Annotated in this window: 11 protein-coding genes; 4 read left to right on the top strand and 7 right to left on the bottom strand. The window is 71.2% G+C overall.

The annotated features are described in order from the left end of the window. Positions 1-39 precede the first annotated feature (39 nt). The 4 genes from ACFWGJ_RS36145 to ACFWGJ_RS36160 form a co-directional block, all read right to left on the bottom strand. Complete coding sequence (locus tag ACFWGJ_RS36145) at positions 40-555, bottom strand: SixA phosphatase family protein (RefSeq protein ID WP_387333071.1); 516 nt, start codon at positions 553-555, stop codon at positions 40-42. A gap of 127 nt (positions 556-682) precedes the next feature. Further along, a complete protein-coding gene (locus ACFWGJ_RS36150; protein ID WP_387333073.1) occupies positions 683-895 on the bottom strand; it encodes a hypothetical protein in 213 nt (70 codons plus the stop codon). Between the two features lie 208 nt (positions 896-1,103). Beyond that, complete coding sequence (locus ACFWGJ_RS36155; RefSeq protein WP_107017780.1) at positions 1,104-1,220, bottom strand: SGM_5486 family transporter-associated protein; 117 nt, start codon at positions 1,218-1,220, stop codon at positions 1,104-1,106. 134 nt (positions 1,221-1,354) lie between these two features. Next, entirely contained in the window at positions 1,355-2,704 is a 1,350-nt protein-coding gene (locus tag ACFWGJ_RS36160) for a CynX/NimT family MFS transporter (RefSeq protein WP_387333075.1), read from the bottom strand. A 49-nt stretch (positions 2,705-2,753) separates the two neighbouring features. On the opposite strand from ACFWGJ_RS36160, the gene ACFWGJ_RS36165 reads away from it, so the two are divergent. Further along, positions 2,754-3,485 (top strand): FadR/GntR family transcriptional regulator, encoded by a 732-nt coding sequence (locus ACFWGJ_RS36165; RefSeq protein ID WP_387333077.1) that lies wholly within the window; start codon positions 2,754-2,756, stop codon positions 3,483-3,485. Here ACFWGJ_RS36165 and ACFWGJ_RS36170 read toward each other — a convergent pair. The 3 genes from ACFWGJ_RS36170 to fabG all read right to left on the bottom strand — a co-directional run bounded on the left by ACFWGJ_RS36170 (position 3,469) and on the right by fabG (position 5,618). After that, positions 3,469-3,822: a hypothetical protein gene (locus ACFWGJ_RS36170; protein WP_387333087.1), complete on the bottom strand. Its 354-nt coding sequence runs from the start codon at positions 3,820-3,822 to the stop codon at positions 3,469-3,471. The two genes, ACFWGJ_RS36165 and ACFWGJ_RS36170, sit on opposite strands and share 17 nt — an antisense overlap. 300 nt (positions 3,823-4,122) lie before the next feature. Continuing rightward, positions 4,123-4,893: an enoyl-ACP reductase FabI gene (fabI, locus tag ACFWGJ_RS36175; protein ID WP_384814979.1), complete on the bottom strand. Its 771-nt coding sequence runs from the start codon at positions 4,891-4,893 to the stop codon at positions 4,123-4,125. A 5-nt stretch (positions 4,894-4,898) separates the two neighbouring features. Continuing rightward, positions 4,899-5,618, bottom strand: a complete 720-nt coding sequence (gene fabG / locus ACFWGJ_RS36180) for a 3-oxoacyl-[acyl-carrier-protein] reductase (protein ID WP_387333079.1) — start codon at positions 5,616-5,618, stop codon at positions 4,899-4,901. A 184-nt stretch (positions 5,619-5,802) separates the two neighbouring features. Here fabG and ACFWGJ_RS36185 point away from each other — a divergent pair, with 184 nt between their 5' ends. From ACFWGJ_RS36185 to tyrS, 3 genes are all read left to right on the top strand, one after another. Further along, positions 5,803-7,326 (top strand): TldD/PmbA family protein, encoded by a 1,524-nt coding sequence (locus ACFWGJ_RS36185; protein ID WP_387333081.1) that lies wholly within the window; start codon positions 5,803-5,805, stop codon positions 7,324-7,326. Further along, a complete protein-coding gene (locus tag ACFWGJ_RS36190; protein WP_387333083.1) occupies positions 7,323-8,717 on the top strand; it encodes a metallopeptidase TldD-related protein in 1,395 nt (464 codons plus the stop codon). The genes ACFWGJ_RS36185 and ACFWGJ_RS36190 overlap by 4 nt, the downstream gene beginning before the upstream one ends. A gap of 113 nt (positions 8,718-8,830) precedes the next feature. Further along, the gene (tyrS, locus tag ACFWGJ_RS36195) at positions 8,831-10,096 is read left to right on the top strand and encodes a tyrosine--tRNA ligase (protein WP_387333085.1); all 1,266 of its coding nucleotides are present in this window, start codon (positions 8,831-8,833) and stop codon (positions 10,094-10,096) included. The last annotated feature ends 121 nt before the right edge of the window (positions 10,097-10,217 follow it).

A 10,217-nucleotide genomic window follows, 5' to 3' on the forward strand; every position in this document is an offset into this window, starting at 1 on the left:
CCATCGTGGTGCCGGGCCCCGTCCGCGCTCACGGTGTGGTCACTCGGACGGGTCCCAGTAGTCGAGCAGGGTGGCCGCGCCGGGCTCCAGGCTCTTCCACGAGCCGGTGAAGGAGAGCACGGCGAAGGCGGCGGGGTGGAACTCGCGGCTCACTCCTTCCTGCGCGTCGGACGCGGACCGGCCGGCCAGGATGTCGGCGAGGCCCTGCACTCCGGGGTTGTGCCCGATCAGGAGGGCGTTCTGCGCGTCGTCCGGGGTTTCGTTCAGTACGGCGATCAGCTCGCCCGGGGAGGCCTCGTAGAGCCGCTCCTCGTAGACCGTTTTCGGCCGGTGCGGCAGTTCCTGGACGGCGAGCTTCCAGGTCTCGCGGGTCCGGGTCGCGGTGGAGCAGAGGGCCAGATCGAAGGGGATGCCGGTGTCGGCCAGCTTGCGTCCGGCGACGGCGGCGTCCTTGCGGCCGCGCTCAGCCAGCGGGCGCTCGTGGTCGGGCACCTCGGGCCAGTCGGCCTTCGCATGCCGGAAAAGGACAATCCTGCGGGGTTCTGCGACGCTCATGGGTCCCAGCTTCGCATGAAACACGCCACGGGGCGCAGGGAGTTGATGCGCTGCCCCACCACGGGGCACGGGGAGCTCAGGGGCCCTGGCGCGGCACGATCTCGGCAGCCGGGGCGCGGGCGGCTCACTAGCCCTGGTGCAGGACCAGGTGCTGGATCCGCTCGAAGAGGCTGCCGACCACCGGGTCCGCGCCCGCCGCGTGGGCGTCCGCGGGGTTCAGTATCAGCAGCAGGAGCGCCGCGAAGGCCAGTGCGGGCAGGAGGAGCGCCCACCAGGGCAGTCGCGTCTCGACGCCGCGCCCGGTCGCCGGGTGGGGCGGGGTGTGCGTTGGGGCCGACATGCCGCCTCCGTGGGGCTTCGAGTGGTCCGTGGTCCGCGTCCTCGCGGTCACATCTCGAAGGTACGGACTCGGGAACCCTCAACCCATCCGGTGATCCACCCACTTGACCCTGACACTCACCCCCTAGGGGACGGGGGGATAACCCCACCTTCGCTCCCGCGAGGGCTCGGCGGAGCGCTGTCGGGGCGGGGCGGTCAGGGTGAGGCGGTCAAGGTGAGGCGATGGACGCGATGACGCCGATGACCACGAAGATGAGGAGGAAGGCGCCGAAGACGAGCAGCATCTTCTTCTGGCCGTTCTTGGGGTTCGGATCGAGCACGGGCATACGCCCAGTCTCGCACTGTTCGCCCGGCTCCTCACGGGTGGGGTCGGCGTCCGGGGGCGGTCGCCGCGCGGCCCGGGAGGAGCTGGTCGCCGCGCGGTCCGGGAGCGAACGGGCACGCCGACCAGGAACGGCCGTCAGCGCGCGGCCTCGTCCTCCACCGTGCGGTCGCGGCCCGCCAGGACGCCCACCACGATCTGCGGGACCATCAGGCCTGCCATGAGGGCGATCGGCAGGCCCCAGCCGCCGCTGTGCTGGTAGAGCACGCCCACCAGCAGCGGGCCGGGGATCGAGATGAGGTAGCCGGTGCTCTGCGCGAAGGCCGAGAGCTGCACGACCCCCGCGCCGGTCCTGGCGCGCATGCCGACCATAGTGAGGGCCAGCGGGAACGCGCAGTTGGCGACACCGAGCAGCAGGGCCCACGCCCAGGCGCCGGCGGCCGGGGCGAGATAGAGCCCCGCGTAGCCGGCGAACCCGCAGAGGCCGAGGGCGACGACGATGGGCCCCTGGTGCGGCAGCCGGGTGGCCAGCCGCGGTATGACGAAGGCCAGGGGCACGCCCATGACCATGGTGACCGCGAGCAGCAGTCCGGCGGTGCCCGCCGGGACACCGGCGTCCCGGAAGATCTGCGCCATCCAGCCCATCGTGATGTAGGCGGCGGTGGCCTGCAGCCCGAAGAAGACCGCGAGCGCCCAGGCGGTACGGCTGCGGGTGATCCGCAGCGGGGCGGCCTCCTGGCGCGCTCCGGAGGGCGCGCTCGGGGCCGGAGCGGGGGCGGCACTGCTGGGAGCCGCCTCGGCGGACAGGGGCGTGCCCTTGGCCCGTACGAGAGGGATCCACGGCAGGACGGCGACGGCCGCGAGTGCGGCCCAGACGGCGAGGCCCGTCTGCCAGTTCCCGCCCAGGGCCCGGGTCATCGGTACGGTGACGGCGGCCGCGGCGGCGGTGCCGAGGGCGAGGGCCATGGAGTAGAGGCCGGTCATGGTGCCGACCCGGTCGGGGAACCAGCGCTTGACGATCACCGGCATGAGGACGTTGCTGACGGCGATGCCCATGAGCGCGAGGGCGCTGGCGACCAGGAAGCCCGCCGTGCCCCCGACGAAGGGCCGCAGCACCAGGCCCGTACCGATCGCCAGCATGCCGGCGCAGACCACCGCGGCGGGTCCGAAGCGACGGGCCAGGCGCGGCGCCATGACGCCGAAGACGGCGAAGCACAGCGGCGGTACGGAGGTGAGGAGTCCGGCGACGCTGCCGCTCATGCCGAGGCCGTCGCGCACCTCCTCCAGGAGGGCGCCCAGGCTGGTGATGGCGGGGCGCAGGTTGAGGGCCGTCAGGACGATGCCGATGATCACCAGACGCGTCATCCACGCGCGCGTGGGCGGCGTGTGCAGGTCCGCGTCCTGTGCGGAGCTGCGTATCGGTGTCTGTGTCGGTATCGATGGGGACACGGTCGTCCTGGTTTCCTCGCCTGTCATGAACCCCATCATAGAATCATGGGATGATTGGTTGTCCAACCCCCTGGCGCGAAGGACCGTCATGCCCCTGAGCCACCCTCGTCGTTCGGCCCTGTCCGAGCAGGTCATCGCCGCGCTGCGGAACCAGATCACCTCGGGCGAGTGGCCGGTGGGCTCCCGCATCCCCACCGAGCCGGAGCTGGTCGAGCAGCTGGGGGTGGCCCGCAACACGGTCCGGGAGGCCGTGCGGGCCCTCGCGCACAACGGCCTGCTCGACATCCGGCAGGGCTCGGGCACCTACGTGCTGGCCACCAGCGAGCTGGCCGGCGTGATGCACCGCCGGTTCGCGGACGCCGACCCGCGGCACATCGCCGAGCTGCGCTCCACGCTGGAGTCGAGCGCCGCGAGGCTGGCCGCCGAGCGCCGTACCGAGCGCGATCTCAAACAGCTGGACGCCCTCCTCGTCCGCAGGGAGGAGGCCTGGGAGTCCGGCGACACGGAGGCCTTCGTGACCGCCGACACGACCTTCCACCTGGCCGTGGTCGCCGCGTCCCACAACGACGTCATGACGGCGATGTACGCGGATCTGGGCGAGGTCGTGCGCGACTGGCTGCGCGAGGACGTCGGCGAGGAGCTGACGCCCGAGACGCACATGGACCACACCCGCCTGGTGGACGCGATCCGCGCGGGCGACGCGCAGACGGCGGCCTCCGAGGCGGCCGGCTATCCGTTCCTGTGCCGCCCGGGGCGCTCCGGGCCCGCGGAGGGTGCCGAACCCGCGGGGCAGCCGGTGAACGTCACTTCTGGTGGCTGACCCACGCCGAGCGGACTTCCTTCCAGCAGCGGCCGGTGAGCCGGACGTTCTGCGCGGGGCCCGCTTCGACCCGCACCCCGTCGGCGTCGATGTCCCACCACCGGTCGCACTCTATGTGCAGACCGACATGGTCGGACTCCGGATACGGGTTGCGGCAGTACGCCGTCACATGTGAGCCGTCGACGACGGTCCGGCACGACGCTCCGAAGGGCCGTTCGCCGTCGGGCACGCGCGCGTGGGGCGTCGTTCCCGCGCTCTGCGCGGTGTGTGCGGTGTACGCGGTGTGCGAGGCGGCGTCGGAGGGCACCGCGAGCAGCAGGGTCAGAGCGGCGAACAGCGCGGCGGGGGCCGCCGCGACATCGTTCCTGTGGAGCCGATGCGTGCATCGGGCCTGGGACAGGCGCACAAGGGGACCTCCTCGGCCGGGCTCCGGAGGGCGTCTCGGGAGAAGAACTCCTGCTTCGGAGTGCTTCGAAGTGCACTGAAGTGCTGTGAAGCGCTGCGAAGAACTCCTACTCCAGAGTGGGCCGTTACCCCGCACGGCCGCCCGGCCGGTGGGGCCGAACGGGTGACGCCCCGCTCCCCGCGCACTACGGGAAACGGGGCGCCCACCGAGGAAGCACCTGTGCGGCGGCGACTACGCGCCGATCGCGTGCAGACCGCCGTCGACGTGGATGATCTCGCCGGTGGTCTTCGGGAACCAGTCGCTGAGCAGGGCGACGACACCGCGGCCGGCCGGCTCGGGGTCCTTGAGGTCCCACTCCAGGGGCGCGCGGTCGTCCCAGACGGCGGCCAGCTCGCCGAAGCCCGGGATGGACTTGGCGGCCATCGAGCCGATCGGACCGGCCGAGATGAGGTTGGAGCGCACGTTCTGCTTGCCCAGGTCGCGGGCGAGGTAGCGGTTGGTGGCCTCCAGGGCGGCCTTCGCCGGGCCCATCCAGTCGTACTGCGGCCACGCGTACTGGGCGTCGAAGGTGAGGCCGACGACCGAGCCGCCGCCGTTCTGCATGAGCGGCAGGCAGGCCATGGTGAGCGACTTCAGGGAGAAGGCGGAGACGTGCATGGCCGTGGCGACCGACTCGAACGGCGTGTTCAGGAAGTTGCCGCCGAGGGCGTCCTGCGGGGCGAAGCCGATGGAGTGCACGACGCCGTCGAGGCTGCCCAGCTCCGCGCCCACGACCTCAGCGAGCCGCCCGAGGTGCTCGTCGTTGGTGACGTCGAGCTCGATGACCTTGGTGGGCTTGGGAAGCTTCCGCGCGATGCGCTCGGTCAGCGTGGGCCGCGGGAACGCGGTCAGGATGATCTCGGCCCCCTGCTCCTGGGCCAGCTTCGCGGTGTGGAAGGCGATGGACGACTCCATCAGCACACCGGTGATCAGGACACGCTTGCCCTCAAGAATTCCACTCATGGTGATCAGTGACCCATTCCCAGTCCGCCGTCTACGGGGATGACGGCTCCAGTGATGTACGAGGCCTCTTCCGAGGCGAGGAACCGCACCGTTGCGGCGATCTCCTCGGGCTGCGCGTAGCGGCCGAGCGGCACCTGCTTCACGATGGCCTCGCGCTGCTCGTCGGTGAGCGCCTTGGTCATGTCGGTGTCGACGAAGCCGGGCGCGACGACGTTGAAGGTGAGGTTGCGCGAGCCCAGCTCACGGGCGAGGGAGCGCGCGAACCCGACCAGGCCGGCCTTGGAGGCGGCGTAGTTCGCCTGGCCGGCCGAGCCGAGGAGTCCGACCACCGAGGAGATGAGGACGACGCGGCCCTTGCGTGCGCGCAGCATGCCGCGGTTGGCGCGCTTCACGACCCGGAAGGTGCCCGTCAGGTTGGTCTCCAGGACGGACGTGAAGTCCTCCTCGGACATCCGCATCAGCAGCTGGTCCTTGGTGACACCGGCGTTGGCGACGAGGACCTCGACCGGGCCGTGCGCGGCCTCGATCTCCTTGTAGGCCTGCTCCACCTGCTCGGTGTCGGTGATGTCGCACTTGACCGCGAGGCAGCCCAGTTCGGTGAGGGCGGCCGGGGGCTCGCCCGAACGGTACGTGATCGCGACCTTGTCGCCCGCGTCGGCGAACGTGCGGGCGATGGCGAGGCCGATGCCCCGGTTTCCTCCGGTGACGAGAACCGAGCGGCTCAACGGATCACCCTTTCGATAGCCGGTCTGGTACCTCGAAAACCTATCGGTACGGTCGGCCTCGCGGAGAATCGGGCACCGACAGTGGCTCGGGGGACTCGCTGTCGGGTCCCTACAGAAAAGCCTGGCCGTCGGGCCCGCCCGCGCGACATGATCGGACCGACAGGCGACAACAAGGGAGACCTCCGTGCCCCATTCCATCGACGAAGCCTTCACGGCACTGCCGCTGCGGGCCCTGGCCGACGCGGCGCTCGCGCGGGCCCGGGCGCTGGGCGCCGACCATGCGGACTTCCGGTTCGAGCGGGTGCGCAGCGCGTCCTGGCGGCTGCGGGACGCGAAGCCGGCGGGTTCGTCGGACACGACCGACCTCGGGTACGCGGTACGGGTCGTGCACGGCGGTACCTGGGGGTTCGCCTCCGGGGTCGACCTGACGATGGACGCCGCCGCGAGGGTGGCGTCGCAGGCCGTGGCCATGGCCAAGCTGTCGGCGAAGGTGATCAAGGCGGCGGGCTCCGACGAGCGCGTGGAACTGGCCGGTGAGCCCGTGCACGCCGAGAAGACGTGGATCTCCTCGTACGAGATCGACCCCTTCTCCGTACCGGACGAGGAGAAGTCCGGGCTGCTGGCCGAGTGGAGTGCGCGGCTGCTCGGGGCGGCCGGTGTCAGCCATGTCGACGCCTCGCTGATGACCGTGCACGAGAACAAGTTCTACGCGGACACCGCGGGCACGGTGACGACCCAGCAGCGGGTCCGGCTGCACCCGCAGCTGACCGCCGTGGCCGTCGACGAGTCGAGCGGCGAGTTCGACTCGATGCGCACGATCGCGCCGCCCGTCGGGCGCGGCTGGGAGTACCTCACGGGCACCGGCTGGGACTGGGAGGCGGAGCTCGGGCGGATCCCGGAGCTGCTGGCCGAGAAGATGCGGGCGCCGAGCGTGACGGCCGGGGTGTACGACCTGGTCGTGGACCCGTCCAACCTGTGGCTGACCATCCACGAGTCCATCGGCCACGCGACCGAGCTGGACCGCGCGCTCGGTTACGAGGCCGCGTACGCCGGGACCTCGTTCGCCACCTTCGACCAGCTGGGCAAGCTGCGGTACGGCTCCGAGCTGATGAACGTGACGGGCGACCGCACCGCCGAGCACGGCCTCGCGACCATCGGGTACGACGACGAGGGCGTGGCCGGGCAGTCCTGGGACCTGGTGAAGGACGGCACGCTCGTCGGCTACCAGCTGGACCGCAGGATCGCGAAGCTGACCGGCTTCGAACGGTCCAACGGCTGCGCGTACGCCGACTCGCCGGCCCATGTGCCCGTACAGCGCATGGCGAACGTGTCGCTGCGGCCCGATCCGGCGGGGATGTCCACGGACGACCTCATCGGGAGCGTCGACCGCGGGATCTACGTCGTCGGCGACCGGTCGTGGTCGATCGACATGCAGCGCTACAACTTCCAGTTCACCGGCCAGCGGTTCTTCAAGATCGAGAACGGGCAGATCACCGGCCAGCTGCGGGATGTCGCCTACCAGGCGACGACCACGGACTTCTGGGGCTCGATGGCGGCCGTCGGCGGCCCGCAGACCTACGTCCTGGGCGGCGCCTTCAACTGCGGCAAGGCCCAGCCGGGCCAGGTCGCGGCGGTCTCGCACGGCTGCCCCTCGGCCCTCTTCAAGGGCGTCAACATCCTCAACACCACGCAGGAGGCCGGTCGATGAGTCCTCGTACGAACAAGCCGCACGAGATCGTCGAGCGTGCCCTCGCCCTGTCCCGGGCGGACGGGTGTGTCGTCATCGCCGACGAGCGGTCGACCGCGAACCTGCGCTGGGCGGGCAACGCGCTGACCACCAACGGTGTCACGCGCGGACGCACCCTGACCGTCGTCGCCACGGTCGACGGCCGCGAGGGCACCGCCTCCGGGGTCGTCTCGCGCTCCGCCGTGACCGCCGACGAACTGGAGCCGCTGGTACGGGCCGCCGAGGCCGCCGCGCGCGGGGCGGGCCCCGCCGAGGACGCGCAGCCGCTCGTGGAGGGCGTACCCGCCTCCCCCGACTTCACGGACGCGCCCGCCGAGACCTCGTCGGCGGTGTTCACCGACTTCGCGCCGGCGCTCGGCGAATCGTTCGCACGCGCGCGTGCGGGCGGCCGCGAGCTGTACGGCTTCGCCAACCACGAGCTGGTCACCAGCTACCTCGGTACGTCCACGGGACTGCGCCTGCGGCACGACCAGCCCAACGGGACGCTGGAGCTGAACGCCAAGTCCCCGGACCGTACGCGCTCGGCGTGGGCCGGCCGCTCCACGCGGGACTTCAAGGACGTCGACCCGGCGGCCCTGGACGCCGAGCTGGCCGTCCGGCTGGGCTGGGCACAGCGGCGGATCGACCTGCCCGCCGGGCGGTACGAGACACTGCTGCCGCCGACCGCCGTAGCGGACCTGCTCATCTACCAGATGTGGTCGGCGGCGGCCCGGGACGCGGCCGAGGGCCGGACGGTGTTCAGCAAGCCCGGCGGCGGCACCCGCGTCGGCGAGCGGCTCACCGACCTGCCGCTCACCCTGCGCAGCGACCCGAACGAGGCCGGGCTCGAAAGCGCCCCCTTCGTCCTCGCCCACTCCTCCGGGGACGACGCCTCCGTCTTCGACAACGGGCTGCCCATCAAGGCCACCGAGTGGGTCCGCGAGGGCGAGCTGAAGCGCCTGACGAGCACCCGGCACAGCGCGGCCCTGACCGGCCTGCCGGTGGCTCCCGGCATCGGCAACCTCATCCTCGACGGCGGCGACGAGACCTCGCTGGAGGAGATGGTCGCCGCGACGGAGCGCGGACTGCTGCTGACCTGCCTGTGGTACATCCGCGAGGTCGACCCGGCGACGCTGCTGCTGACCGGTCTGACCCGGGACGGCGTCTACCTCGTGGAGAACGGCGAGGTCACCGGTGAGGTGAACAACTTCCGGTTCAACGAGTCGCCGGTGGGCCTGCTGGGGCGGGCGACCGAGGCGGGGCGGACCGAGAAGACACTGCCGCGCGAGTGGAGCGACTGGTTCACCAGGGCCGCGATGCCGGCGCTGCGGGTGCCGGATTTCAATATGAGTTCTGTCAGTCAGGGCGTATAACCTCGACGGACAGCCCCCGGTGGCCGGCCGCACGGCCGGCTGCCGCCCGGCTGCCGCCCGGCTGCCCGGAGAAGCACGACCGCCCGAAGATCATCCAAGGAGACACGAGAACCGTGACGGACATCGTCGACGAGCTGAAGTGGCGCGGGCTGTTCGCCCTGTCCACCGACGAGAACGCATTGCGCAAGGCGCTCGCGGACGGTCCCGTCACGTTCTATTGCGGCTTCGACCCCACCGCGGCCTCCCTGCACGTCGGGCACCTGGTGCAGGTCCTCACCATGCGCCGCCTCCAGCAGGCGGGGCTGCGTCCGCTGGCCCTGGTGGGCGGGGCGACCGGCCAGATCGGCGACCCGCGCCCGACGGCGGAGCGCACACTGAACGACCCGGAGACGGTCGCCGACTGGGTCGGCCGGCTGCGCTCCCAGATCGAGCCGTTTCTGTCCTTCGAGGGCGAGAACGCCGCGGTCATGGTGAACAACCTGGACTGGACGGCCGGTCTGTCGGCCATCGAGTTCCTGCGGGACATCGGCAAGCACTTCCGCGTCAACAAGATGCTCACCAAGGACTCGGTCGCCCGGCGCCTGGAGTCCCAGGAGGGCATCAGCTACACGGAGTTCAGCTACCAGCTGCTCCAGGGCATGGACTTCCTTGAGCTGTACCGGAGGTACGGCTGCACGCTCCAGCAGGGCGGCAGCGACCAGTGGGGCAACCTCACGGCGGGCCTGGACCTGATCCACCGCCTGGAGCCGGACGCCGAGGCGCACTGCATCGCGACGCCGCTGATGGTCAAGGCGGACGGCACCAAGTTCGGCAAGACCGAGGGCGGGGCCGTCTGGCTCGACCCGCAGATGACGACGCCGTACGCGTTCTACCAGTTCTGGCTGAACGTGGACGACCGGGACGTCTCGACGTACATGCGGATCCTGTCCTTCAAGTCCCAGGCGGAGCTGGAGGAGCTGGAGAAGCTGACCGAGGAGCGTCCGCAGGCCCGTGCGGCGCAGCGTGCGCTGGCGGAGGAACTGACGACGCTGGTGCACGGGGCCGGGCAGACCGCCGCCGTGATCGCCGCTTCGCGGGCGTTGTTCGGGCAGGGGGAGCTGGGCGAGCTCGACGCGGCGACGCTGAGTGCCGCGCTGTCCGAGCTGCCCCGGGTACGGGTGGCCGCGCCGGGGTCCGTGGTCGACCTGTTCGCCGAGGTCGGGCTCGTGCCCAGCAAGTCCGCTGCGCGGCGGGCCGTGAAGGAGGGGGGCGCGTACGTGAACAATGTGAAGGTCGCGTCCGAGGATGCGGTTGTCTCCGCGGGTGACTTGTTGCACGGGCGGTGGCTGGTGCTGCGGCGCGGCAAGAAGTCGCTCGCGGCCGTGGAGGTTGCGCCTTAAGGGGGTGCGTCTTCGGGTACCGATGCGACTGCGGGTGCGCTGTGGCTGGTCGCGCCGTTCCCCGCGCCCCTTAAAAGCAAAAGATTGCGCAGTTCCCCGCGCCCCTGGAAAAGGGCGCGGG

Origin of the sequence: Streptomyces sp. NPDC060205, from assembly GCF_042728395.1 — a bacterium.
GTDB lineage: Bacteria > Actinomycetota > Actinomycetes > Streptomycetales > Streptomycetaceae > Streptomyces.

Excerpts from the sequence above, each read along its gene's own strand:
- ACFWGJ_RS36145 (WP_387333071.1), bottom strand. The coding sequence starts at position 555 with ATGAGCGTCGCAGAACCCCGCAGGATTGTCCTTTTCCGGCATGCGAAG.
- ACFWGJ_RS36150 (WP_387333073.1), bottom strand. The coding sequence starts at position 895 with ATGTCGGCCCCAACGCACACCCCGCCCCACCCGGCGACCGGGCGCGGC.
- ACFWGJ_RS36155 (WP_107017780.1), bottom strand. The coding sequence starts at position 1,220 with ATGCCCGTGCTCGATCCGAACCCCAAGAACGGCCAGAAGAAGATGCTG.
- ACFWGJ_RS36160 (WP_387333075.1), bottom strand. The coding sequence starts at position 2,704 with ATGATGGGGTTCATGACAGGCGAGGAAACCAGGACGACCGTGTCCCCA.
- ACFWGJ_RS36165 (WP_387333077.1), top strand. The coding sequence starts at position 2,754 with ATGCCCCTGAGCCACCCTCGTCGTTCGGCCCTGTCCGAGCAGGTCATC.
- fabI (WP_384814979.1), bottom strand. The coding sequence starts at position 4,893 with ATGAGTGGAATTCTTGAGGGCAAGCGTGTCCTGATCACCGGTGTGCTG.
- ACFWGJ_RS36190 (WP_387333083.1), top strand. The coding sequence starts at position 7,323 with ATGAGTCCTCGTACGAACAAGCCGCACGAGATCGTCGAGCGTGCCCTC.